Here is a 24,151-nt window from a genome sequence, read left to right on the forward strand (position 1 = left end):
ATCAAGGAATCATAATGATATTTTTGTTATGTTTTTTTTGATTAATAAAGAGTTTGTAAGAGAACTTTGTGACGATTGACAATGAGAGTGATCAAGCGCGACAAGGGCATTTGGTGGATGCCTTGGCATGCACAGGCGATGAAGGACGTGATATGCTGCGATAAGCTATGGGGAGCTGCAAATAAGCATTGATCCGTAGATTTCCGAATGGGGGAACCCACCTTAGACGTCTAGGAAAGTGTACATTACGGTTTAATTTTCTAGGTGTTTATAGGTATCATTATCTGAATAAAATAGGATAAAAGAAGCGAACGCAGGGAACTGAAACATCTAAGTACCTGTAGGAAAGGACATCAATTGAGACTCCGTTAGTAGTGGCGAGCGAACGCGGATCAGGCCAGTGTTAAGATAGATTAAAGTAGAATTACCTGGGAAGGTAAGCCATAGTGTGTGATAGCCCCGTATACGTAATGATCTTTTTTAACCTTGAGTAGGGCGGGACACGTGAAATCCTGTCTGAACATGGGGCGACCACGCTCCAAGCCTAAGTACTCGTGCATGACCGATAGTGAACTAGTACCGTGAGGGAAAGGCGAAAAGAACCCCTACTAGGGGAGTGAAATAGACCCTGAAACCGAATGCCTACAAACAGTCGAAGGCCGCGAGGCTGACGGCGTACCTTTTGTATAATGGGTCAACGACTTAGTGTGACAAGCGAGCTTAAGCCGATAGGTGTAGGCGCAGCGAAAGCGAGTCTGAATAGGGCGTTTAGTTTGTTGCATTAGACCCGAAACCGAGTGATCTAGCCATGAGCAGGTTGAAGGTTGGGTAACACCAATTGGAGGACCGAACCCGTATCTGTTGCAATAGATTGGGATGACTTGTGGCTAGGGGTGAAAGGCCAATCAAACTCGGAGATAGCTGGTTCTCCGCGAAATCTATTTAGGTAGAGCGTTAACTGAATACCCTCGGGGGTAGAGCACTGGATAGGCTATGGGGGCTTACCGCCTTACTGCTCCTAACCAAACTCCGAATACCGAGGAGTACTAGTTGGCAGACACACAGTGGGTGCTAACGTCCATTGTGGAGAGGGCAACAACCCTGACCTCCATTTAAGGTCCCGAAGTCATGGCTAAGTGGGAAAGGATGTGGAAATCCCAAAACAACCAGGATGTTGGCTTAGAAGCAGCCATCATTTAAAGAAAGCGTAACAGCTCACTGGTCTAGGTAAGGATTTTTGCGCCGAAAATGTAACGGGGCTAAAGCCATGCACCGAAGATGAGGATTTGTTTTACTTTATAAGTTTGCAAGTGGTAGCGGAGCGTTCCGTAAGCTGATGAAGGAGGACTTGTGAGAGCCTCTGGAGGTATCGGAAGTGAGAATGTTGACATGAGTAACGATAAAGAGGGTGAGAAACCCTCTCGCCGAAAGACCAAGGGTTCCTGCTTAAAGTTAATCTGAGTAGGGTTAGCCGGCCCCTAAGGTGAGGCGGAAACGCGTAGCTGATGGGAACCACATTAATATTTGTGGGCCTGATGGAAGTGACGGATCAAGTATATTGTACATTTTTATTGGATTAGATGTGCATTGGATTGGTTCCAGGAAACAGCTCCATTTTATAGACCGTACCCTAAACCGACACAGGTGGTCAGGTAGAGCATACTAAGGCGCTTGAGAGAACTGCGTTGAAGGAACTCGGCAAATTGCACGCGTAACTTCGGGATAAGCGTGACCTTTTTTTGGGCAACCAATAGGAGGTGTCACAGACCAGGGGGTAGCGACTGTTTACCAAAAACACAGGGCTCTGCGAAGTCGTAAGACGAAGTATAGGGCCTGACGCCTGCCCGGTGCTGGAAGGTTAATAGGAGGGGTGAGAGCTCTGAATTGAAGCCCCAGTAAACGGCGGCCGCAACTATAACGGTCCTAAGGTAGCGAAATTCCTTGTCGGGTAAGTTCCGACCTGCACGAATGGCGTAACGACTTCCCCACTGTCTCCAACGCAGACTCAGTGAAATTGAATTCCCCGTGAAGATGCGGGGTTCCTGCGGTTAGACGGAAAGACCCCGTGCACCTTTACTATAGCTTTACATTGGCGTTTGTTTTGATATGTGTAGGATAGGTGGTAGGCATTGAAGCAAGGACGCTAGTTTTTGTGGAGTCATCCTTGAAATACCACCCTTATCAAAGTGGATGTCTAACTGCGCTCCGTTATCCGGGGCCGGGACATTGTATGGTGGGTAGTTTGACTGGGGCGGTCGCCTCCGAAAGAGTAACGGAGGCGCGCGATGGTAGGCTCAGAGCGGTCGGAAATCGCTTGTTGAGTGCAATGGCATAAGCCTGCCTGACTGTGAGACTGACAAGTCGAGCAGAGACGAAAGTCGGTCATAGTGATCCGGTGGTTCCGCGTGGAAGGGCCATCGCTCAACGGATAAAAGGTACGCCGGGGATAACAGGCTGATGACCCCCAAGAGTCCATATCGACGGGGTTGTTTGGCACCTCGATGTCGGCTCATCGCATCCTGGGGCTGGAGAAGGTCCCAAGGGTTTGGCTGTTCGCCAATTAAAGCGGTACGTGAGCTGGGTTCAGAACGTCGTGAGACAGTTCGGTCCCTATCTGCCGTGGGTGTAGGAATATTGACAGGATCTTTCCCTAGTACGAGAGGGCCGGGATGGACGTATCTCTGGTGGACCTGTTGTTATGCCAATAGCATAACAGGGTAGCTAAATACGGAATGGATAACCGCTGAAAGCATCTAAGTGGGAAGCCAACCTGAAAACTAGTATTCCCTATCAGAGCTGTGGTAGACTACCACGTTGATAGGCTGGATGTGGAAGCTAGGTAACTAGTGAAGCTGACCAGTACTAATAGCTTGACTGGCTTGATTGCTCTTATTGTCAATAATCATAAAGTTGAGACCTTTTTCCATTCGTTTTTTATAGACTTGGTGGTTTTTGCGGGGTTTCTGCACCCGTTCCCATTCCGAACACGGCCGTTAAATGCCCTAGCGCCTATGGTACTTCATCTTAAGATGCGGGAGAGTTGGTCGCTGCCAGGTCTATAAAAGACGGATTTTTTTTTTATTAATGATGAAATATTATAGCGGGGTGGAGCAGTCCGGTAGCTCGTCAGGCTCATAACCTGAAAGTCGTGGGTTCAAATCCTACCCCCGCAACTATTATTATGGATATCCATCACAATGAGCCGACTTATAAAAGAACAAATTATGGATTCTTTAAAAGTATTGTCCATACCAGGTGATAATCATAATATCGTTGATATGAAAAGGCTATCGGAGATTTTTATAGTTGAAGATACAGTATATCTTTCTATCAATGTTCCCCATGATATAGCAGAACGATTGCATTCTTTGCGCTTGCAAGCTCAAGAAATAATACAAACTATGCCCAATGTACGAAATGCCGTAGTTACGCTCACAGGCAATAAAAATCCCGACCAAGGCATAAAGAAAATAATACACACTAAATCAAATGTTAAGTCATTCATAGCTGTCGCTTCCGGTAAAGGAGGTGTTGGAAAATCAACTACTGCTGTTAATATCGCCTGTGCATTGAAAAGTAAAGGTTACAATGTTGCTATACTTGATGCAGATATTTATGGTCCATCCGTACCAAAACTTTTGAAGTTGTCTGGAAAAGCGGAAATATCAAAAAAAAAACCTTAAAACCTATGGAAAATAGGGGTGCGTTTTGTCATATATCTCTATAATCCTTTTGATATCAACATTCGTATAGATTTGTGTTGTTGAAAGTTTGGCATGGCCTAAAATACTTTGAATAGATCTCAAGTCTCCTCCATTAGAAAGAAGATGCGTCGCAAAAGAATGACGTAAGGTATGGGGAGTCGTTCTTAAGGGTAAAGATAAGATTTGGCGTAACTGCCTTATATAACGTTGAAATACTCCAGGATTTAAAAATCCTCCACGTGTCCCACGGAATAAGGGTAGTTGCATATCAAGACTAAAAGGGCAAAGGTTACGGTATTTGATGATAGATTCTTTTACTGCCGGCAGAAGTGGTACCACTCTGGTTTTGTTACCTTTTCCTTGGATGCGCAAGATAGATTGGTCTTCAATTATATTTTTTGGTGTGAGAGATAATGCTTCGGATATACGTAATCCGCATCCGTACAGTAAGTGTAAAATAGCTGAATTACGAGCAGCAACCCAGCTGGCGTCATTAAGGTTATCTGATAGATCATTATCTAAAAGGTTTAAAGCTTGTTTTTCATTGAGTGATCGAGGTAGATAGTTTTCTTTTTTAAGATTTCTCATGTTAATTATATTAGATTCGGTCTTTATGTTGTGTTTTTTAAGGTATTTAAGAAAAGATTTAATGCCTGAAAGGGTTCTTCTAAGAGAGCGGTTTTCTATTTTTTGACTGCGACGTTTGGATACAAAAGCACGAATATCAGCATAAGATAATTGGTTAATAGTTTCAAAGGTAATTTTTTCTCCAGTATAAAACGCCATAAAAGTTAAAAATTGGCGTGTATCACATTCGTAGGATTTTAGTGTTAACTTCGATAGGCCATTTTCAACTTCCATACTCTTGAGCCATTTTTGACGTTTTTCTAGCAATTCTAAACTGATAATGTTGTCAAGAGTAAATCCTTTCATTGTGTAGATCCTTATTTAAAATACTACTTGTTTTTCATAAAAATATGCCTTTTAAAGATATAAAATATTTTATTTATCTTTCCCCAAAAGGTTATAATTATTCTTTTTTTTGTAAAATGATCTGGAACAGGATTAAATCCATATGATCCTAGAGGATTACATCTTGCTAGCCGACATAAAGTAAACCAAGCTCCAATCCATAATCCATGACGAGCTATAGACTCATATCCATATTCGGAACAAGTAGGAAAATATCGACAAGAATTTCCAAATATATTAGAAAATATGAGTTGATAAATTCGAATTATTCCTATTCCGATTAGACGTCCAGGGGTCTTAGCAATCTTTCCTGTCCAATTTCGTGATTTTGGAATATTGTTTTTTCCCAAGAGAGAATCCTTTTTGAAAAGTATAGTATATAATTGGCGAACAGTTGAATGTAACACATGTGTATAATCAATATTACATGAAAAATTTTATATTCGAAGTATTTAAAAAAATATTTTGTACAAAAGTATAATTTTCTATACCGCAGGGTATTTAAAATACGATGGTCTACGTTTTGTTGGACATTATCGTAGGGATATTTTTTAAAGAATAAGATATCGTACAGATGCTGTTGCATTGGTATAATTTAAGCGTTTTAGTCTATGCTAACGTTTTGTTTGGTTTTTTAAATAAAATCACATCAGGGGGATTTTTAAAATTCTCAAAGTTACGATCATTTTAATAGAATATTTTTCTGAATCTATGGATATTTTACTCTATATCTTGACATTGATTGCAATAATCTCTTGAATACACGAGAATCGCTAATGAGTACGAGAGACTCGCTGATGAGCAAGAGAAGAGCGCAACAAAATAAAAATTTAATGATCTCTGCTTAAAAGCAAACTGTTTTTACGTACGTATTTTGCGAACTTTTGTAAAACATTACAACGAACAGCAAAAATTCATAGAAGAATTTTTACATATTCGGAACGCTATGAAGTTTTTCTTCATTTATTCAATAGATTAGTGCATTTGTTCTTCGTCTTTCAGAACTACATATACTAGAACCTCAAAGGATGGTTTAGATAATGATTAAGTCGTTTATTGCAGGTGGTATATTCAGGTTTTGTTTACATTTTATTCCCGAGAATTCTGAGAAGATTATAGATCTTATATCTGGTTATATCATACGAAAACAGTTAATAGAACAAGATAGAGTGCAGATTGAGCTGGCGAAGGTTAATACTTCCGCTAAGATTGAGCTAGCGAATTTGAACACTTCCTCTAAGATTGATCTAGAGATTGCAGATATTAAATATGATATTGAAGCGCTCAAAGAAGGTAATCGTATCAGATTGGAAGAGATTAAAACTAAAAGTATCAAAAATGGTTTTAAGTGGATTGGGGCTGTTAATTATCTCGTTCGGCCTATTACAACTATTTTTTGGATTATTGTTTATCCGTTATTAGTTTGGTGGAGTGTGAGCGAAGGCATGTTTAATCAAAGTCCTCTTGCAGTTCTAACCATTTTTGAACAAGAAATTATCTCTTGCATTTTGGGTTTTTGGTATACTGATAAAATTGTCCAGAAGAAGCAGAGCAAATAGGTGTAATCGGTGGAATGATTTAAAATTTAAAGCATGCTATTAAAGAACTAAAAGTGATTTTTAACATATCTTTTCATGTATAAATATAATTTTTCAAATTGCGATTTATCACGGATCATTTAACGAATCATTTAAAAGTGTGTCTTCTGCTCAAGTTTGACCACGCTATGGCCTTAGCTATGAGTGTCCAAAATCTTTTAAATAGGGAAAACTCGGTTTTCTATGTAGATTTTTTTATCATAAATTTAAATTTACCCTCGCATAGAGCTTGGCAAATATTCTTTGTATTTACATGATATCCCTTATCTTGAAATGGATTGCATTCATTTATGATTTTTTATTTGAATTGAGTGTTACACGTCATTTAATTCTTTAAAATAAGTCAATTATGATTACAGTCCCATCATTATTAAGGAGGGGATTTATCATAAAAAATTATTATTGAAAGATTAATATGAATTTGATACACAAAGGATATGAATTTTAAGTTAGGGGAAACATTGTATAATGAACGCCTTAATCATTCATGGTTATCGTAAGTGTAATGTAATTATTTTTATTCTGATAAATTGCAATGGGTTTTTGTGTCCTTTTTATATATATGAATACCAAAAAAATTTAGTTTTTAATGATTGGAGTCCCCTTTTAATATGAAAAAAAATCCAACTGCTGAGGAAGCTAAAGAAGCAATACGGACTATTCTACGTTGGATTGGTGATGATCCAGATCGTGAAGGGCTTAAGGATACTCCTGAACGTGTTATTAGGTCATATCAAGAGCTTTTCGCAGGTTATAAGCAGGATCCTGTCATTCAAGATACATCCCGTTTTCATTTTGGGGAAGTTTCCAATTATAAAGGCATGGTTCTGATAAAAGATATATCTTTTTTTTCATATTGTGAGCATCATATTTTGCCTATTTGGGGAAGAATACATCTTGCATATATTCCGAAAAACAATGTTATTGGATTGTCAAAATTGATACGTATTTTGGAAATTTATTCGCGTCGTTTGCAAATACAAGAGCGATTAACAATGCAAATTGCTCATGCGATAGATCAGAGCACTGATTCTAAAGGAGCAGCCGTTCTCATCGAAGGACAACATATGTGTATGTCTATGAGAGGAATTAAACGGGACGGTTTAACTACAGTGACCACATCTTTTACAGGTGATTTTAGTAAAGATCAACAAAAAACGGATTTTTTCCTTACAGCGATCAATAAGCGGTAATAGCTATTGTATCCAATGATTTTTATATATTAAACAGATAACTTTTAAACTTCATAGATCCTAGTTCTTTTAATTTCCAATTATGATTTTATTCATTACAAGCTTAGTGCGATGAAATTATTTGTTTCAAAGAATATCTCCAGTTTAAGTAATGTTCCCGATATTATTGTTCAATGTACATTAAAATATTTATTGATATTTTTTGCGTATTACAAATAATATGCGACTGTTTTCTACTATGTATAAATAAGATATTTCACCATTAAATAGTTTCTATGAGCATATAAAATTTTAAATAGAAGAATATTATGAAGGCTGTATAAAATTTGTAATCGATAGATTCGTATTCTTAAATAACAGATTGTTAAGGTATAGAGTGTACAACTTAAAATAAGTTTAGATGATCAGAGAATTTTATCATGTATCGAGGAATCCATAATTTACAGTTTGTAGACCAGCGTGCATTTCAACGTATCAAAGTGGATTTTAAGGGTCGTTTTCTTTTATTCGACGGGACAGAATATGACTGTGTTGTAAAAGAAATATCTCCAGGAGGACTTTGTATTATTTGTGATGTTCCTGTTTGTCTTGTCGGAAAAAGATTTATTGTCTTTGTTGACAAGATAGGACGTATAGAGGGTAAAATTGTAAATTTTGATAGCAACAGAGGGTATGCTGTCAGAATCATAGATTCTGAAGATAAAAAAAGAAAATTAGCGGATAAGTTGATATGGCTGGCTAATAAAGATTATTTGCATCTTCAAGATTGTAGAGAGCATAGTCGTAATATTTCTCGAGAAGTTGAAGCGCAGTTGGTTTTAAATGATCAGACTAGGCATTCTTGTAAAGTAATAGACATATCAGAATCAGGGGTTTCTGTGGGTGTGGATTTGAAAATCAAGGTGTTTTCTGAGGTTTGGTTTAATGATATTCTTGGTCGTGTTGTAAGAAACTTCCCTGGAGGTATAGCGATAGAATTTTCTTCTATTCAAGAACCAAAAGTATTGGATCGTTTTTTATAACAAACTATTGTATTTATGCTTTTCGCAAATGTGATGATGTTTTTATAAAACTAGAAAAGCAGTAAAATAATTTTAATTATCTATCTCAAGTCTCCTCCATTAGAAAGAAGATGCGTCGCAAAAGAATGACGTAAGGTATGGGGAGTCGTGCTTAAGGGTAAAGATAAGATTTGGCGTAACTGCCTTATATAACGTTGAAATACTCCAGGATTTAAAAATCCTCCACGTGTCCCACGGAATAAGGGTAGTTGCATATCAAGACTAAAAGGGCAAAGGTTACGGTATTTGATGATAGATTCTTTTACTGCCGGCAGAAGTGGTACCACTCTGGTTTTGTTACCTTTTCCTTGGATGCGCAAGATAGATTGGTCTTCAATTATATTTTTTGGTGTGAGAGATAATGCTTCGGATATACGTAATCCGCATCCGTACAGTAAGTGTAAAATAGCTGAATTACGAGCAGCAACCCAGCTGGCGTCATTAAGGTTATCTGATAGATCATTATCTAAAAGGTTTAAAGCTTGTTTTTCATTGAGTGATCGAGGTAGATAGTTTTCTTTTTTAAGATTTCTCATGTTAATTATATTAGATTCGGTCTTTATGTTGTGTTTTTTAAGGTATTTAAGAAAAGATTTAATGCCTGAAAGGGTTCTTCTAAGAGAGCGGTTTTCTATTTTTTGACTGCGACGTTTGGATACAAAAGCACGAATATCAGCATAAGATAATTGGTTAATAGTTTCAAAGGTAATTTTTTCTCCAGTATAAAACGCCATAAAAGTTAAAAATTGGCGTGTATCACATTCGTAGGATTTTAGTGTTAACTTCGATAGGCCATTTTCAACTTCCATACTCTTGAGCCATTTTTGACGTTTTTCTAGCAATTCTAAACTGATAATGTTGTCAAGAGTAAATCCTTTCATTGTGTAGATCCTTATTTAAAATACTACTTGTTTTTCATAAAAATATGCCTTTTAAAGATATAAAATATTTTATTTATCTTTCCCCAAAAGGTTATAATTATTCTTTTTTTTGTAAAATGATCTGGAACAGGATTAAATCCATATGATCCTAGAGGATTACATCTTGCTAGCCGACATAAAGTAAACCAAGCTCCAATCCATAATCCATGACGAGCTATAGACTCATATCCATATTCGGAACAAGTAGGAAAATATCGACAAGAATTTCCAAATATATTAGAAAATATGAGTTGATAAATTCGAATTATTCCTATTCCGATTAGACGTCCAGGGGTCTTAGCAATCTTTCCTGTCCAATTTCGTGATTTTGGAATATTGTTTTTTCCCAAGAGAGAATCCTTTTTGAAAAGTATAGTATATAATTGGCGAACAGTTGAATGTAACACATGTGTATAATCAATATTACATGAAAAATTTTATATTCGAAGTATTTAAAAAAATATTTTGTACAAAAGTATAATTTTCTATACCGCAGGGTATTTAAAATACGATGGTCTACGTTTTGTTGGACATTATCGTAGGGATATTTTTTAAAGAATAAGATATCGTACAGATGCTGTTGCATTGGTATAATTTAAGCGTTTTAGTCTATGCTAACGTTTTGTTTGGTTTTTTAAATAAAATCACATCAGGGGGATTTTTAAAATTCTCAAAGTTACGATCATTTTAATAGAATATTTTTCTGAATCTATGGATATTTTACTCTATATCTTGACATTGATTGCAATAATCTCTTGAATACACGAGAATCGCTAATGAGTACGAGAGACTCGCTGATGAGCAAGAGAAGAGCGCAACAAAATAAAAATTTAATGATCTCTGCTTAAAAGCAAACTGTTTTTACGTACGTATTTTGCGAACTTTTGTAAAACATTACAACGAACAGCAAAAATTCATAGAAGAATTTTTACATATTCGGAACGCTATGAAGTTTTTCTTCATTTATTCAATAGATTAGTGCATTTGTTCTTCGTCTTTCAGAACTACATATACTAGAACCTCAAAGGATGGTTTAGATAATGATTAAGTCGTTTATTGCAGGTGGTATATTCAGGTTTTGTTTACATTTTATTCCCGAGAATTCTGAGAAGATTATAGATCTTATATCTGGTTATATCATACGAAAACAGTTAATAGAACAAGATAGAGTGCAGATTGAGCTGGCGAAGGTTAATACTTCCGCTAAGATTGAGCTAGCGAATTTGAACACTTCCTCTAAGATTGATCTAGAGATTGCAGATATTAAATATGATATTGAAGCGCTCAAAGAAGGTAATCGTATCAGATTGGAAGAGATTAAAACTAAAAGTATCAAAAATGGTTTTAAGTGGATTGGGGCTGTTAATTATCTCGTTCGGCCTATTACAACTATTTTTTGGATTATTGTTTATCCGTTATTAGTTTGGTGGAGTGTGAGCGAAGGCATGTTTAATCAAAGTCCTCTTGCAGTTCTAACCATTTTTGAACAAGAAATTATCTCTTGCATTTTGGGTTTTTGGTATACTGATAAAATTGTCCAGAAGAAGCAGAGCAAATAGGTGTAATCGGTGGAATGATTTAAAATTTAAAGCATGCTATTAAAGAACTAAAAGTGATTTTTAACATATCTTTTCATGTATAAATATAATTTTTCAAATTGCGATTTATCACGGATCATTTAACGAATCATTTAAAAGTGTGTCTTCTGCTCAAGTTTGACCACGCTATGGCCTTAGCTATGAGTGTCCAAAATCTTTTAAATAGGGAAAACTCGGTTTTCTATGTAGATTTTTTTATCATAAATTTAAATTTACCCTCGCATAGAGCTTGGCAAATATTCTTTGTATTTACATGATATCCCTTATCTTGAAATGGATTGCATTCATTTATGATTTTTTATTTGAATTGAGTGTTACACGTCATTTAATTCTTTAAAATAAGTCAATTATGATTACAGTCCCATCATTATTAAGGAGGGGATTTATCATAAAAAATTATTATTGAAAGATTAATATGAATTTGATACACAAAGGATATGAATTTTAAGTTAGGGGAAACATTGTATAATGAACGCCTTAATCATTCATGGTTATCGTAAGTGTAATGTAATTATTTTTATTCTGATAAATTGCAATGGGTTTTTGTGTCCTTTTTATATATATGAATACCAAAAAAATTTAGTTTTTAATGATTGGAGTCCCCTTTTAATATGAAAAAAAATCCAACTGCTGAGGAAGCTAAAGAAGCAATACGGACTATTCTACGTTGGATTGGTGATGATCCAGATCGTGAAGGGCTTAAGGATACTCCTGAACGTGTTATTAGGTCATATCAAGAGCTTTTCGCAGGTTATAAGCAGGATCCTGTCATTCAAGATACATCCCGTTTTCATTTTGGGGAAGTTTCCAATTATAAAGGCATGGTTCTGATAAAAGATATATCTTTTTTTTCATATTGTGAGCATCATATTTTGCCTATTTGGGGAAGAATACATCTTGCATATATTCCGAAAAACAATGTTATTGGATTGTCAAAATTGATACGTATTTTGGAAATTTATTCGCGTCGTTTGCAAATACAAGAGCGATTAACAATGCAAATTGCTCATGCGATAGATCAGAGCACTGATTCTAAAGGAGCAGCCGTTCTCATCGAAGGACAACATATGTGTATGTCTATGAGAGGAATTAAACGGGACGGTTTAACTACAGTGACCACATCTTTTACAGGTGATTTTAGTAAAGATCAACAAAAAACGGATTTTTTCCTTACAGCGATCAATAAGCGGTAATAGCTATTGTATCCAATGATTTTTATATATTAAACAGATAACTTTTAAACTTCATAGATCCTAGTTCTTTTAATTTCCAATTATGATTTTATTCATTACAAGCTTAGTGCGATGAAATTATTTGTTTCAAAGAATATCTCCAGTTTAAGTAATGTTCCCGATATTATTGTTCAATGTACATTAAAATATTTATTGATATTTTTTGCGTATTACAAATAATATGCGACTGTTTTCTACTATGTATAAATAAGATATTTCACCATTAAATAGTTTCTATGAGCATATAAAATTTTAAATAGAAGAATATTATGAAGGCTGTATAAAATTTGTAATCGATAGATTCGTATTCTTAAATAACAGATTGTTAAGGTATAGAGTGTACAACTTAAAATAAGTTTAGATGATCAGAGAATTTTATCATGTATCGAGGAATCCATAATTTACAGTTTGTAGACCAGCGTGCATTTCAACGTATCAAAGTGGATTTTAAGGGTCGTTTTCTTTTATTCGACGGGACAGAATATGACTGTGTTGTAAAAGAAATATCTCCAGGAGGACTTTGTATTATTTGTGATGTTCCTGTTTGTCTTGTCGGAAAAAGATTTATTGTCTTTGTTGACAAGATAGGACGTATAGAGGGTAAAATTGTAAATTTTGATAGCAACAGAGGGTATGCTGTCAGAATCATAGATTCTGAAGATAAAAAAAGAAAATTAGCGGATAAGTTGATATGGCTGGCTAATAAAGATTATTTGCATCTTCAAGATTGTAGAGAGCATAGTCGTAATATTTCTCGAGAAGTTGAAGCGCAGTTGGTTTTAAATGATCAGACTAGGCATTCTTGTAAAGTAATAGACATATCAGAATCAGGGGTTTCTGTGGGTGTGGATTTGAAAATCAAGGTGTTTTCTGAGGTTTGGTTTAATGATATTCTTGGTCGTGTTGTAAGAAACTTCCCTGGAGGTATAGCGATAGAATTTTCTTCTATTCAAGAACCAAAAGTATTGGATCGTTTTTTATAACAAACTATTGTATTTATGCTTTTCGCAAATGTGATGATGTTTTTATAAAACTAGAAAAGCAGTAAAATAATTTTAATTATCTAAAATATTTTGTTGAAAAAAAGTAATTCTTAGGATATTCTATTCTCTAAAGTAATCTTGTATTATTACGAGGTTGACTGTTTTTATCTTTTTTAAGATATTTATCGTGTTATTATTGATTTTTTTTGGAAATATCAATGAAATTCCGTCTCTTAAAGGCATATAGGTTTTCAATAGGGGTTTGTAATGTCGCGAATTATTGAAAATAATGTGGGCGGTATAGCGTTAACATTTGATGATGTTTTATTGCGACCAGAGTTTTCGAATGTTTTGCCAGGAGATATTGATATATCTACGCAAATAGCTGATGGTTTTAAATTGAACTTGCCTATTATGTCGGCGGCTATGGATCAGGTGACAGATTCGCGTCTTGCTATAGCAATGGCACAAGCAGGAGGATTAGGTGTCATACATAGAAATTTTTCTCCTTCTGAACAAGTTTCTCAAGTACATCAAGTTAAAAAATTTGAAAGTGGGATGGTCGTTAATCCTGTTACAATTTCTCCTTGTGCTACGTTAGCCGATGCACTTTATTTAATGAAGCAGAACAGTATATCAGGTATTCCTGTTGTCGAATCTCATTCTGGAAAATTAGTCGGTATATTGACTAATCGAGACGTACGTTTCGCTTCTAATACTCAGCAAGCAGTAGGGGAGTTGATGACGCGAGATTTGATTACAGTTCAAAAAACAGTCACTCTAGAAAATGCAAAGGAAATGCTTCATAAACATCGAATTGAAAAATTACTCGTTGTTGATGATAAGGGTTGTTGTATAGGATTGGTTACTGTCAAAGATATAGAAAGATCGCGACTTAATCCAAATGCAACGAAAGATACTAAAGGGCGTTTGCGAGTTGGAGCTGCTGTTTCAGTGGCAAGGGATGTTGAAGATAGGGTAGGTCCACTTTTTGATGTAGGTGTTGATTTGGTGGTTGTTGATACCGCTCATGGACACTCTCAAAAAGTTTTAGATGCAGTAGTGGAAATTAAGAAAAATTTTCCTTCGTTGGTAGTTATGGCGGGGAATGTTGCTACCGCTGCAGGTGCCTTGGCATTGATTAATGCGGGTGCTGATATTATCAAAGTTGGGATAGGTCCTGGATCAATTTGTACAACGAGAGTTGTAACAGGAGTTGGTTTTCCACAGCTTTCTGCCATCATGGAGGTTGTTGAAGTGGCAAAAAGTGCGGGTATTGCAGTTGTTGCTGATGGAGGTATTAGATTTTCTGGTGATATTGCTAAAGCAATTGCTGCGGGTTCTTCTTGTGTGATGATAGGATCATTGCTTGCAGGTACCGATGAAAGTCCTGGTGATATTTTTCTCTATCAAGGTCGCTCTTTTAAATCTTATAGAGGAATGGGATCTATTGCTGCTATGGAAAATGGATCCGCCGCACGGTATTCTCAAGACGAAGTGAATGACGTATTAAAACTGGTGCCTGAAGGAATAGAAGGTCGGGTGCCTTATAAAGGTCCTATAGCATCAGTTCTGCATCAGATGTCAGGTGGACTTAAGTCTTCTATGGGATATGTCGGGTCCTCTAATATAGAAGAGTTTCAGAAAAAAGCACATTTTATTCGTGTTTCTGTTGCTAGTGTACGCGAGTCACATGTCCATGATGTAAAGATTACGCGTGAAAGTCCTAATTATTCTGAGACGATATAGATTTTATTTATCACGTGAAGCGTTTTTTATATTTGAATAAACATATTGAATCAACTTATCCGTATGAAAATTTATGAATTATTTTTAAGCGCTTTAGACTTGCATTGTAGCGTATTTATTTCTTGTATTATGGTTTGCGCTAACAAGCTGTCATTTTTTTTAAAAGATTTTAGAATATAATGTTCTTTTCCTTCGCGAAAAGCAGTCAATGCTATGATACGGGCTGTAACAAGATATATTTTCATGCGCAGTTCTTGTTCTGATATATCTTGTGATTTATTGGACAATATTTTAGATATTTCGTCTATTCTACAACAAATATTGCGCGTAATTTCGGTTTCTAAAGAATCTTTTTTTCTAACGGCAAACAAGTTATATCCTCATGATAACTAATTTTATAAGCGTATTACTTATTTTGAAGAAAATGAACAATATAAATGACATATAAACATCCTTCAACAACATGCAAAGTATATAAAAACGAACATATCATAAATATCCTAATTGAATTAGGATATTAAGTGTAATTCTTGTCGGTGTTTTGTGCAGGGAAGTTATATGTAAAATGCTTTTTCATCCACAGAATAATGCATTTAATTCACATTAATAAGAGCTATCTAAGTTATTTATGCTTAAAATTATTTTAACATTTTATATTATGATTTATATTTATTATTCACTCTAAAGGGGGGAAGAATATGTGTAAAGAGCAGTGTTTTGATGGCAATTTAGTGGATTTTTGAGGAGTAATATCTATGGATAAAAATACTTGTTTCAATCTTTCTTCAACGGATCTTGTTGCGTTGCTATGCAGTCGTATTTGTCACGATATCATCTCGCCAATAGGTGCAATTCATAATAGTTTAGAATTATTAGATGAGGTTGGAATTGAAGATGAAGCGATGGAACTTATGCGTGTAAGTAGTCAGAATGCTATATCTCGTCTCAAGTTTATTCGATTAGCTTTTGGTTATTCTGGATCTAATAATTCTTCAATGTGTTTGCAAGAGATTGAACAAGTTATTAAAGATTTTACTTCTATTGATAAGAGAGTCCAGGTCTCTTGGAAGAGTGATAGAAAAGATATTACTAGGCAAAGAGCAAAAATTTTACTTAATGTTTTCATGATAGCATGTTACTCACTCCCTAGGGGGGGGGATGTAAAAATATCTGTCCAGGATTCAGGGGCTGAAAATATTTTTTCTCTGCAAATAAAGGGTAATTCAGTGCGAGTTCCTGAAAAATTCGTTCATATCATAAATGGTGATGCAGATATGAAAATTGATTCACATGATGTCCAATTTTATTATGCTGCCTTGTTAGCAGATGAAAATAATATGAGGTTGGTGTATGAAACTATTGATGATCAGAATATTGTACTATTTGCGTTAGCAAAAAAATAAATAACGTATCAATGATTGTGAATAATTTGATTTTGTAGGTGTAATTTAAGATTATTATGAGAGAATTAGCTGATATTCAGAATATTAGGGGGGTGATTTTATGAATAGTCTGGTTTTAGTTGATTCTTCTCATATTGTTAGAAAAGTAGGTAAGCGTCTTTTTAGTGATTTTGGTTTTGAAGTATTTGATGCTTCTAATGTATATGAAGCGCGGGAATTATGTAAAAAAGAGTCATTGCCTGATTATTTTGTGTTGGATGAATCTCTGGAAGGTGTTTTAGATTTTATTGCTGACGTTCGAAAAATGCCTTTAAGTTCCAGTGTATTTATTTATTATCTACTCATTGAAGTGGATTTTGAAAAAATGATTGCTGGGGCTAAAGCTGGAGTAGATAGCTTTCTATTAAAGCCTTTTAACCGTGAAAATATTCAATTTGCTATGAGAGAATCGCCACAAATGCAAAAAATAAAAGATGAAAATTAATTTTGTATCGAACGAATAGCGCAATTTACATCTAAAAAATTATTAAAATGCTACAAGGAGAGAAAGGATGGTTTCTCCCCTATCCGTAGCCTACCACATTGGTCATGTATTATAATATTTACGCTGTTTCGAGATATTCGCATGATTCGTCTCTTTCACCTTCTCGCAACACATATCCACGCCCCCAGACTGTTTCAATGTAGTTTTTACCGCCAGCCGCATTGCTGAGTTTTTTACGCAACTTACAGATAAATACATCAATGATTTTTACTTCTGGTTCGTCTCTGCCGTCATACAAATGATTGAGGAACATTTCTTTAGTGAGGGTAGTGTTTTTACGTAAAGAAAGCAATTCTATCATTTGATACTCTTTCCCAGTAAGGTGAATTCTATGACCCTGAACTTCAACACTCTTAGCATCAAGATTAACCACTAAATCTCCGGTAACAATAACCGATTGGGCATGTCCTCTAGATCTACGTACGATCGCATGAATGCGTGCTACAAGCTCGTCCTTATTAAGAGGTTTGCTTATATAGTCGTCGGCTCCATATCCCAAGCCTCGCACTTTATCTTCTATGCTAGACATACCTGATAGTATACAAACAGGAGTTGAAATTTTTGCCATGCGTAAAATGCGAAGCACTTCGAATCCAGAAATATCAGGAAGATTGAGATCTAGGAGTATGATATCATAATCATAGAATTTACCAAGATCTACTCCATCTTCTCCTAGATTGGTAACATAGACATTAAAATTCTCTGACTTTAACATTAGCTCAATACTATGTGCTAATGCGCTATCATCCTCAATCAGTAAAACTCGCATTAATCATCTCCTTATAATAACATCATTTTAAGGCTAATATAAGTAAAACTAACCTTTTATAATCAGCCGAACTATGATCACCAAAGATGGATAATAAGAGAAACGGAGAAGAATGGTTATTCTATCACCTGTAAATTGTTTTTCAAGATATAAAAATTTGTCTTGTCACAATTAATTATCAATTTTTATTCGACCTTATCCATCTATGGTTAATATGTCCACCTTCATTTAATTACAAGTAGATTGTTTACTACCTTTTAACATTGGTTCCTTATTATTAACTATGCTCGTAAATGAAAGGTTACTATTTGTTAATTTAAGAGCTCTAGTTTTCATTTTTTTTAATTTTTTACATTAAATTTTTTTAAATGTGGCGATTGAAACAGCATTTTGCCGATGGAGTACGATATATTATGAGATTGAGAGAACAAATAAATGGTTTGAAAGGTTTTCGATTGAATGAGAAGAATCGTCAATTGCAACAATTAAGAGCAACTATATTAGAGTTTAGAAGAATAGTTGATAATTTAGAAAAGCAAATCGCAATAGAAGAAAGGCAAGTCGGTATTTATGATAAGAACCATTTTGCATATCCTATTTTAGCGAAATCTGCCCGTCAAAGAGCTGACAATCTTCTTATTTCAATTAGAGATCTTTTGTTGCGACAAAAAATGTTGGAAGATAGTTTGGAAACAACATCAGATGGTGATGAATAGATTATACAAAAGTGCCTATGATCGGTGAATAAAATTTCAAGGACGGACTTGTCGACTTCATTGGAGTGATTCGGACAGTGTGTTATAATTTTACTGTTCTAGATTGGTATCATTTGAATACTATTGTATATTTTTACTATTTTATTATTGATTTTTCTGTATTTTCTACTCTCGATACTTTTGTACTTGAGTTGTGCGCAACCCTTCCAGACCTGCTGTACTGATGTTTGCCACGAGAGAAATTCTTCTACTGAATACTATTGTATATTTTTACTGTTTTATTATTGATTTTCTCTGTGTTGTCTACTCTCGATACTTTTGTACTTGAGTTGTGCTCAATCCTTCCAGACCATGCTGTACTGATGTTTGCCACGAGAGAAATTCTTCTACTGAATACTATTGTATATTTTTACTATTTTATTATTGATTTTCTCTGTGTTTTCTATTCTCGATACTTTTGTACTTGAGTTGTGCGCAATCCTTCCAGACCATGCTGTACTGATGCTTGCCACGAGAGAAATTCTTCTACTGAATACTATTGTATATTTTTACTATTTTATTATTGATTTTTCTGTATTTTCTACTCTCGATACTTTTGTACTTGAGTTGTGCTCAATCCTTCCAGACCATGCTGTACAATTGATGTTTGCCACGAGAGAAATTCTTCTACGGTAAGAGTATAGATCTGGCATGCTTCTTCAAGGCTTAGTAAGCCGCCCTGTACTGCAGCGACAACTTCTGCTTTTCTTCTAACGACCCATCTTTCTGTATCAGGAGAAGGGAGGTTTGCCATAGTAAGAGGACTTCCATCTGGGCCTATTACATATTTCATATGGGACTGTATTTTTTCTGTCATCGTTATCTCTATAATTAAAGACCAATAAATATCGTATATTATAGTATATTAGATTTAATGAACATCTAATTTTAGGGTCGTAAAAATGAATAAAATCATGAAAAAAAAAGGTTTTTATGCTACATTTTGTATTGTATTATTTTATACATGCATATTCTTGCAATAAATTATTACTATATCTCTAATTTATACAGTATTTAAAAACAAACAATTCTATGTGTTAGTGTTCTAAAAATGCTATGATCCAGTATTAATAAATAAGATTGAATTTTATATTTTTATATGTTAGGTCGATATTCCGTTTTAATTTTACTATATTGTATTTTGAGCAAGATAGGCGCTACCATCATGGTATATTTTATTTGTAAAATATTTCGTGGCGATCTTTTCTCAATGGGCTTTGATGTTATGAAGTAAAACAAAGAATGGATTTGTAAGGAAGATGCCGTGGAATTATTTTTTTCTTACGTTCAATTTATATCTAAACAGTGGATTGTCATATCATGTTAAAATTTTTCTCAAAGTTAAATAAATACGATAAGTTGTTATGTATTCTGGCTATGGTATATCCTATTGCTCTCATGTTTTTCTTTGGTGCGAATAAAGCTCAGCGGTATATCGATAATATGGGGATTCAGATTCTTATATATGTGATGCTTGCATGGGGTTTAAGTATTGTTGTGGGATCTGCTGGATTATTCAGTCTTAATTGCGTTGTTTCGTATGCAGTAGGCGCATATTCTTACGTTATATTAGGGAAATATTACGATATATCCCCATGGTTATTAGTTCCCTTATCTTCTATTATTTCCGGCGCATTTGGTATAGTTCTAGGATTGCCTTCTCTGAAATTTCGAGGAGATTATTTGGCTATTGCAACTTTGGTTATGTCGGAAGTTTTTCAGAATATTTTGATACATTGGAAGTCAATAACTAATGGAAAAATGGGTTTATATGTTTCCGATCATTTGGTGTTTTTTGGAGTAAATCTTAGATCATGTACAAATTTTTTCCGATATCCGTCTTCTCTTTTCATTTATAAGACCTTTATGTATTATGTTCTACTGATTTTATGCTTCTTGTTAGCATGGACTATTCTGTGGTTGCGTCGTACATTCATTGGTAATGCTTGGAGAACAATTAGAGATAATCAAAGGGCTTTTTTATCTTTTAATACAACAATCATTTTTGCCAAATTATCTGCATTTGCTGTAAGTTCTATGTTTGCAGGAATCGCAGGGTCTTTTTTTGCTGCATCGCAAAAGATTATATCTCCCGATATGTTTAAGTTTTCTGAGAATATAATAATAATATCTCTTGTTTTTCTTGGAGGAATGACTTCTCTTTCGAAAATTTCTAAAGCTGCAATAATTGTTGTTGGTGGAATAGAGTTTTTTTGTGGGTTTGATTTCTATTATTTAAATTCATTATTGAAATTTGATTGCTCGTTTAATACACGCCATACTGTTTTGATGATTGTTTCGTTGTTCTTAGTGATAGTATTGAGATCTCATTCTTTACTCAGATTGCGTCATCCTTCTCCTTTCGTAGATTTGAAGAAGTAATGATTGAGTCATTTTCTTGAATATTATTGGTATGATGTTCTTTTTTGATTTTCAGAATGTGTAAATATACAGTATTGTTTTTGATGAGAGGCGTTTCTATTTTATCAATATGGGTGTTTTTTTAGTATGCGTTTTTGATTGAGTGTACATTATTGTCTGTAATAATATTTATATGATGAAATGCATTTATGGATAAAAATAAAAAAAACGCGTATTTTTGCATTACTTGATTATTTTAAGAGATTCTTGTTGTAAATATTTCTTGGTATATCGATTTTCTATATTAAGGGATGATCTTTCCTTTTGAATAAGAAGTATGGTAGGATTGGGTACGTTTTTATTTATTATCTGTCGTTGCTCTTTTACGTGATTGTTATTTGAGTTTGTGTGCATGTTTTATAGGTTGTTTTTCCCCCTATAATACAATTCATGGATTATTTGGTTGGGGTTTTAGATGCAAGTTATTGAAAAATTTTCAGAAGGATTAAAAAGAGAGTTGGATGTGATTGTGCCATCCAGTCGGGTGACTGATGTTTTTGATAAGCGCATAGAAGATATAAAAAGTAAGGCTAACATTAAGGGTTTTCGTCCAGGAAAAGTTCCTGTATCCCATATTAAATCAATGTATGGAAAATCTATCCTATCTGAAATTATTGATGAAATGATCAAGGAAATTGTTCCTGAAGTTTTATCTCAAAGAGATGAAAGAGCCGCTATGCGACCAAACATCGCTATTAATGAAGGGGAAGATGACGTAACTTCTCGTTTGATAGAGGGATCTGTAGATTTGAAAATTAGATTGCTCTATGATGTACTTCCGAAGATTGAAATTGATTCTTTTGATGATTTGCAGATAACTCAAGATGTTTGTGAAGTTAGTGAAGAAGAAATTGATAAACAAATGGTTGAAATTGCCAAAAATAATCTTGTGTTTGAAGTGAAAGAAAAACAAGCTGAAATTGGCGATCAAGTTAACATAGACTATACCGTATCTGCTGATAATACCATTCTTAAAGATCATTCCAAGAAAAATCTTCAATGTATTGTAGGTTCTGAAGCTCTTTTCTCCGAAACAACAGATATGTTGATAGGTCTGAAGGCCGGAGATAAAAAAGAAATAGAGCGTTTGTTCCCAGAAGATCACTCTATTAAAGATTTAGCTGGGAAGAAAGTTATACTGAGTTTTTCTATTAATGCGGTTTCTTCTCCTCTTCCTATAGTGATAAATAATGATTTAGCTGTTAGATTAGATTTTGAATCAGAGACTGCTATGAGAGATTTGTGTTCTCAAAAAATAAAACAGCATTCTGAATTTGTAATACGACAAAAAGTTAAGCGTCAGGTTCTAGATTACATAAGCAATAAGTATACATTCGATGTTCCAGAATCCTTGGTAGAAAATGAATATAATAGTATCTTACAAAAAATACGACTCGAAATGAATGCTTCTGGTCAAAACTCAGAAAATGCAGATCCTATTAAGGAAGAGGATGTGCAAGATTATCGTATGTTAGCAAATCGTCGTGTTCTAACAGGGATTGTTTTGGGAACAATAGGTGAAAAGAACAGTATAGATGTTACAGAAGAAGAGATGCAATCAGCTCTCTATCAGCAATTGCAGCGTTTCCCAGGTCATGAGAAAAAAATGCTTGAGTATTTTCAAAAACATCCCAATGCTGTTGCTGAATTGCGGGCTCCAATTTTTGAGGAAAAAGTTATTGATTGTATATTAAAAAATGCGCAAATCATAGAGAGAAAAGTGACTGTAGATCAATTGTTTAAAGATTCCGCTGAATCCTCTAAAGAAGAATTGTCTGAGAAAAGTTCATAATATTAATCTCTTTCAAATGAATTATTTGTTTACAGATATTGATTGTTATGTATAATGATAAATTAAAACCTTCTAATAGATATTTATCTTATTTAACAAAATATTATTTGGTTTTATTTTATCATTTCAATTTTTATAGTTATTTATTTTATGCTGGTTTTATAGTTATTTATTTTATGCTGGTTAGTTATTTTAAGGTGTTTTTTAATGCTTTTTTCAAAGGTTTTATCCATTGCGCGTGTATTTAAAAAGGCAATGTGTCCATATAAAAGAGAAAGTTGGCTACGTGCTTTTTGTTCTGGATATTTAGAAATAAAGTATAGATACAGGGCAGAAGCTAGTCCTGTTCTGTCTGCTCCAGATTTACAGTGTATTAGAAGTGGTTTAGGGGCCTTGTGAAAAATGGATATCAGTTGTTTGATTTCTTTCTTATTTAACTCTTTAGTAGCAGATATAGGGAAATCTATCAATTCTATTCCTAGATTTTTTGCAGTATTTTTTTCTTCCTCATACCAAGGTGTATCGTTTTTTCCTCGTAGATTCAGAATAGATTTAAGACAATGTTCTTTCCACATATATTTTATAAATACACTGTTGGGTTGTGCAGATCGGTATACTTCTTCTGGTACTAGTACATGAAAGTTTTGCGTACAAGTGGTCACTGTGAAACAAAATATTCCTATTAAAATAGGGCAAGTGACTAATATTCCTATCACAAAACGACGGGTAATTTTTTTGCTTTTAATCATATGATTCTAGATCCTTTAAAACTTATAAAATTATCTTTGCCAATAATGATATGATCATGAACAGTAATATTAAGCGGACTAAGAGTCGCTATAATATTGTTAGTCATGCTAATATCGGCGCTTGATGGATTGGGATTCCCGCTTGGATGATTATGCACCAATATTATAGATGTTGCAGAAAGATCTAAACAACGTTGGACAATTTCTCGTAGATATACGGGAACAAAATCTATTGTTCCCTTACTCTGCACTTCATCTGCAATCAAAACATTATGTTTATTGAGAAATAATATGCGGAGTTGTTCACGTTCTTCGTGGGCTAATGTTGTTTTACAGTAATCCAGTAGAGTTGGCCAAGAATCAAGAATCTTTTTATTGATTAATTTACTTTTTAAAATGCGTTGAGATGCAACTGATATTAATTTGATCTCAACTGCCACGTTCTGATCAATTCCGTTAATTTCTTGTAAAAGATGTAATGGAGCTCCAAACACACCTCCTAATGTTCCAAAGCGTTTTAAAAGGGCTTTGGCAATAGATTTGGTGTCTTTACGTGGAATAAGCCTAAAAAGAATTAATTCTAATATCTCATAATCTGCTAATGCGTTTTCTCCTTTCTGAATAAATCGATCTCACAGACGATTGCGATGTCCAATATAGTCAGGATTTTTTGAAGATAATTTGTTCATCAGGAAACCTTTCAATTAT

At 34.5% G+C, this 24,151-nt stretch carries 21 protein-coding genes, 1 tRNA gene, 2 rRNA genes and 3 pseudogenes; 16 read left to right on the top strand and 11 right to left on the bottom strand.

All coding sequences use genetic code 11. The features are described from left to right. Positions 1–89: 89 nt before the first annotated feature. The 4 genes from G293_RS03930 to G293_RS03945 all read left to right on the top strand — a co-directional run bounded on the left by G293_RS03930 (position 90) and on the right by G293_RS03945 (position 3,683). Positions 90–2,887, top strand: a 23S ribosomal RNA gene (locus G293_RS03930). Positions 2,888–2,941: 54 nt separating this feature from the next. Further along, positions 2,942–3,056: ribosomal RNA gene (rrf, locus tag G293_RS03935) — 5S ribosomal RNA — on the top strand. A gap of 43 nt (positions 3,057–3,099) precedes the next feature. After that, positions 3,100–3,173 (top strand) — tRNA-Met (locus tag G293_RS03940). Between the two features lie 24 nt (positions 3,174–3,197). Then, the gene (locus G293_RS03945; protein ID WP_052775030.1) at positions 3,198–3,683 is read left to right on the top strand and encodes a P-loop NTPase; all 486 of its coding nucleotides are present in this window, start codon (positions 3,198–3,200) and stop codon (positions 3,681–3,683) included. A 3-nt stretch (positions 3,684–3,686) separates the two neighbouring features. Here G293_RS03945 and G293_RS03950 read toward each other — a convergent pair whose 3' ends face one another. Beyond that, positions 3,687–4,637, bottom strand: coding sequence for a tyrosine recombinase XerC (locus G293_RS03950; RefSeq protein WP_047264396.1), 951 nt, complete (start codon positions 4,635–4,637; stop codon positions 3,687–3,689). Positions 4,638–4,660: 23 nt separating this feature from the next. Continuing rightward, complete coding sequence (gene yidD, locus G293_RS03955; protein WP_200897305.1) at positions 4,661–5,026, bottom strand: membrane protein insertion efficiency factor YidD; 366 nt, start codon at positions 5,024–5,026, stop codon at positions 4,661–4,663. A gap of 690 nt (positions 5,027–5,716) precedes the next feature. On the opposite strand from yidD (G293_RS03955), the gene G293_RS03960 reads away from it, so the two are divergent. The 3 genes from G293_RS03960 to G293_RS03970 all read left to right on the top strand — a co-directional run bounded on the left by G293_RS03960 (position 5,717) and on the right by G293_RS03970 (position 8,489). Further along, on the top strand, positions 5,717–6,235 hold the full coding sequence (locus tag G293_RS03960; protein WP_047264397.1) for a hypothetical protein: 519 nt from the start codon (positions 5,717–5,719) through the stop codon (positions 6,233–6,235). A gap of 650 nt (positions 6,236–6,885) precedes the next feature. Then, the gene (gene folE / locus G293_RS03965; RefSeq protein WP_047264398.1) at positions 6,886–7,467 is read left to right on the top strand and encodes a GTP cyclohydrolase I FolE; all 582 of its coding nucleotides are present in this window, start codon (positions 6,886–6,888) and stop codon (positions 7,465–7,467) included. A gap of 419 nt (positions 7,468–7,886) precedes the next feature. Continuing rightward, a complete protein-coding gene (locus tag G293_RS03970) occupies positions 7,887–8,489 on the top strand; it encodes a PilZ domain-containing protein (RefSeq protein ID WP_047264399.1) in 603 nt (200 codons plus the stop codon). A gap of 80 nt (positions 8,490–8,569) precedes the next feature. Here G293_RS03970 and G293_RS03975 read toward each other — a convergent pair whose 3' ends face one another. Continuing rightward, complete coding sequence (locus G293_RS03975; RefSeq protein ID WP_047264722.1) at positions 8,570–9,409, bottom strand: tyrosine-type recombinase/integrase; 840 nt, start codon at positions 9,407–9,409, stop codon at positions 8,570–8,572. Between the two features lie 23 nt (positions 9,410–9,432). Next, the gene (gene yidD / locus G293_RS03980) at positions 9,433–9,798 is read right to left on the bottom strand and encodes a membrane protein insertion efficiency factor YidD (protein WP_200897305.1); all 366 of its coding nucleotides are present in this window, start codon (positions 9,796–9,798) and stop codon (positions 9,433–9,435) included. 690 nt (positions 9,799–10,488) lie between these two features. On the opposite strand from yidD (G293_RS03980), the gene G293_RS03985 reads away from it, so the two are divergent. The 4 genes from G293_RS03985 (at position 10,489) to guaB (ending at position 15,010) form a co-directional block, all read left to right on the top strand. Next, positions 10,489–11,007: a hypothetical protein gene (locus G293_RS03985; RefSeq protein ID WP_047264397.1), complete on the top strand. Its 519-nt coding sequence runs from the start codon at positions 10,489–10,491 to the stop codon at positions 11,005–11,007. A gap of 650 nt (positions 11,008–11,657) precedes the next feature. After that, positions 11,658–12,239 (top strand): GTP cyclohydrolase I FolE, encoded by a 582-nt coding sequence (gene folE / locus G293_RS03990; RefSeq protein ID WP_047264398.1) that lies wholly within the window; start codon positions 11,658–11,660, stop codon positions 12,237–12,239. Between the two features lie 419 nt (positions 12,240–12,658). After that, a complete protein-coding gene (locus G293_RS03995; RefSeq protein ID WP_047264399.1) occupies positions 12,659–13,261 on the top strand; it encodes a PilZ domain-containing protein in 603 nt (200 codons plus the stop codon). Between the two features lie 267 nt (positions 13,262–13,528). Next, positions 13,529–15,010: an IMP dehydrogenase gene (guaB, locus tag G293_RS04000; RefSeq protein ID WP_047264400.1), complete on the top strand. Its 1,482-nt coding sequence runs from the start codon at positions 13,529–13,531 to the stop codon at positions 15,008–15,010. 71 nt (positions 15,011–15,081) lie between these two features. On the opposite strand, the gene G293_RS04005 is transcribed toward guaB, so the two are convergent. After that, a complete protein-coding gene (locus G293_RS04005) occupies positions 15,082–15,381 on the bottom strand; it encodes a hypothetical protein (protein ID WP_047264401.1) in 300 nt (99 codons plus the stop codon). A gap of 384 nt (positions 15,382–15,765) precedes the next feature. Here G293_RS04005 and G293_RS04010 point away from each other — a divergent pair, with 384 nt between their 5' ends. Together G293_RS04010 and G293_RS04015 are read left to right on the top strand one after the other, a co-directional pair. Further along, positions 15,766–16,413: a histidine phosphotransferase family protein gene (locus G293_RS04010; protein WP_047264402.1), complete on the top strand. Its 648-nt coding sequence runs from the start codon at positions 15,766–15,768 to the stop codon at positions 16,411–16,413. Between the two features lie 100 nt (positions 16,414–16,513). Further along, a complete protein-coding gene (locus G293_RS04015) occupies positions 16,514–16,897 on the top strand; it encodes a response regulator (protein ID WP_047264403.1) in 384 nt (127 codons plus the stop codon). 118 nt (positions 16,898–17,015) lie between these two features. On the opposite strand, the gene ctrA is transcribed toward G293_RS04015, so the two are convergent. Next, entirely contained in the window at positions 17,016–17,726 is a 711-nt protein-coding gene (gene ctrA / locus G293_RS04020; protein ID WP_047264404.1) for a response regulator transcription factor CtrA, read from the bottom strand. Between the two features lie 413 nt (positions 17,727–18,139). Here ctrA and G293_RS04025 point away from each other — a divergent pair, with 413 nt between their 5' ends. Next, positions 18,140–18,442 carry a hypothetical protein gene (locus G293_RS04025; RefSeq protein ID WP_047264405.1) on the top strand — a complete coding sequence of 101 codons (303 nt, stop codon included), beginning with the start codon at positions 18,140–18,142 and terminating at the stop codon, positions 18,440–18,442. Positions 18,443–18,745: 303 nt separating this feature from the next. Here the strand turns inward: G293_RS04025 and G293_RS05965 are convergent. The 3 genes and pseudogenes from G293_RS05965 to sciP form a co-directional block, all read right to left on the bottom strand. Continuing rightward, positions 18,746–18,823 (bottom strand): annotated as a pseudogene (locus tag G293_RS05965) (CtrA inhibitor SciP); the annotation flags it as partial. 61 nt (positions 18,824–18,884) lie between these two features. Next, positions 18,885–18,974 (bottom strand): annotated as a pseudogene (locus G293_RS05560) (DUF1153 domain-containing protein); the annotation flags it as partial. A gap of 48 nt (positions 18,975–19,022) precedes the next feature. Beyond that, positions 19,023–19,298, bottom strand: coding sequence for a CtrA inhibitor SciP (gene sciP, locus G293_RS04030; protein WP_047264406.1), 276 nt, complete (start codon positions 19,296–19,298; stop codon positions 19,023–19,025). A gap of 503 nt (positions 19,299–19,801) precedes the next feature. Between sciP and G293_RS04035 the strand changes: the two genes are divergently transcribed. Together G293_RS04035 and tig are read left to right on the top strand one after the other, a co-directional pair. Further along, positions 19,802–20,863, top strand: a complete 1,062-nt coding sequence (locus tag G293_RS04035) for a branched-chain amino acid ABC transporter permease (protein WP_047264407.1) — start codon at positions 19,802–19,804, stop codon at positions 20,861–20,863. A 454-nt stretch (positions 20,864–21,317) separates the two neighbouring features. Beyond that, positions 21,318–22,694 (top strand): trigger factor, encoded by a 1,377-nt coding sequence (gene tig, locus G293_RS04040; RefSeq protein WP_047264408.1) that lies wholly within the window; start codon positions 21,318–21,320, stop codon positions 22,692–22,694. 143 nt (positions 22,695–22,837) lie between these two features. Here the strand turns inward: tig and G293_RS04045 are convergent, their stop codons facing one another. Together G293_RS04045 and radC are read right to left on the bottom strand one after the other, a co-directional pair. Then, positions 22,838–23,443 carry a dual specificity protein phosphatase family protein gene (locus G293_RS04045; RefSeq protein ID WP_047264409.1) on the bottom strand — a complete coding sequence of 202 codons (606 nt, stop codon included), beginning with the start codon at positions 23,441–23,443 and terminating at the stop codon, positions 22,838–22,840. Next, positions 23,440–24,132, bottom strand: a pseudogene (gene radC / locus G293_RS04050) (RadC family protein). The gene G293_RS04045 and the pseudogene radC overlap by 4 nt, the downstream one beginning before the upstream one ends. Positions 24,133–24,151: the final 19 nt, after the last annotated feature.

The organism is Candidatus Liberibacter africanus PTSAPSY (assembly GCF_001021085.1).
Taxonomy (GTDB): Bacteria; Pseudomonadota; Alphaproteobacteria; order Rhizobiales; family Rhizobiaceae; genus Liberibacter; species Liberibacter africanus.

What these genes read in the sequence shown, in the direction of transcription:
- G293_RS04045 (WP_047264409.1), bottom strand. Translation starts at nt 23,443, where the DNA reads ATGATTAAAAGCAAAAAAATTACCCGTCGTTTTGTGATAGGAATATTA.
- G293_RS03960 (WP_047264397.1), top strand. Translation starts at nt 5,717, where the DNA reads ATGATTAAGTCGTTTATTGCAGGTGGTATATTCAGGTTTTGTTTACAT.
- G293_RS04025 (WP_047264405.1), top strand. Translation starts at nt 18,140, where the DNA reads ATGAGATTGAGAGAACAAATAAATGGTTTGAAAGGTTTTCGATTGAAT.
- folE (WP_047264398.1), top strand. Translation starts at nt 6,886, where the DNA reads ATGAAAAAAAATCCAACTGCTGAGGAAGCTAAAGAAGCAATACGGACT.
- guaB (WP_047264400.1), top strand. Translation starts at nt 13,529, where the DNA reads ATGTCGCGAATTATTGAAAATAATGTGGGCGGTATAGCGTTAACATTT.
- G293_RS03985 (WP_047264397.1), top strand. Translation starts at nt 10,489, where the DNA reads ATGATTAAGTCGTTTATTGCAGGTGGTATATTCAGGTTTTGTTTACAT.
- sciP (WP_047264406.1), bottom strand. Translation starts at nt 19,298, where the DNA reads ATGACAGAAAAAATACAGTCCCATATGAAATATGTAATAGGCCCAGAT.
- folE (WP_047264398.1), top strand. Translation starts at nt 11,658, where the DNA reads ATGAAAAAAAATCCAACTGCTGAGGAAGCTAAAGAAGCAATACGGACT.
- G293_RS03995 (WP_047264399.1), top strand. Translation starts at nt 12,659, where the DNA reads ATGTATCGAGGAATCCATAATTTACAGTTTGTAGACCAGCGTGCATTT.
- G293_RS04015 (WP_047264403.1), top strand. Translation starts at nt 16,514, where the DNA reads ATGAATAGTCTGGTTTTAGTTGATTCTTCTCATATTGTTAGAAAAGTA.
- G293_RS03945 (WP_052775030.1), top strand. Translation starts at nt 3,198, where the DNA reads ATGAGCCGACTTATAAAAGAACAAATTATGGATTCTTTAAAAGTATTG.
- G293_RS03950 (WP_047264396.1), bottom strand. Translation starts at nt 4,637, where the DNA reads ATGAAAGGATTTACTCTTGACAACATTATCAGTTTAGAATTGCTAGAA.
- G293_RS04010 (WP_047264402.1), top strand. Translation starts at nt 15,766, where the DNA reads ATGGATAAAAATACTTGTTTCAATCTTTCTTCAACGGATCTTGTTGCG.
- G293_RS04035 (WP_047264407.1), top strand. Translation starts at nt 19,802, where the DNA reads ATGTTAAAATTTTTCTCAAAGTTAAATAAATACGATAAGTTGTTATGT.
- G293_RS03975 (WP_047264722.1), bottom strand. Translation starts at nt 9,409, where the DNA reads ATGAAAGGATTTACTCTTGACAACATTATCAGTTTAGAATTGCTAGAA.
- ctrA (WP_047264404.1), bottom strand. Translation starts at nt 17,726, where the DNA reads ATGCGAGTTTTACTGATTGAGGATGATAGCGCATTAGCACATAGTATT.
- G293_RS03970 (WP_047264399.1), top strand. Translation starts at nt 7,887, where the DNA reads ATGTATCGAGGAATCCATAATTTACAGTTTGTAGACCAGCGTGCATTT.
- tig (WP_047264408.1), top strand. Translation starts at nt 21,318, where the DNA reads ATGCAAGTTATTGAAAAATTTTCAGAAGGATTAAAAAGAGAGTTGGAT.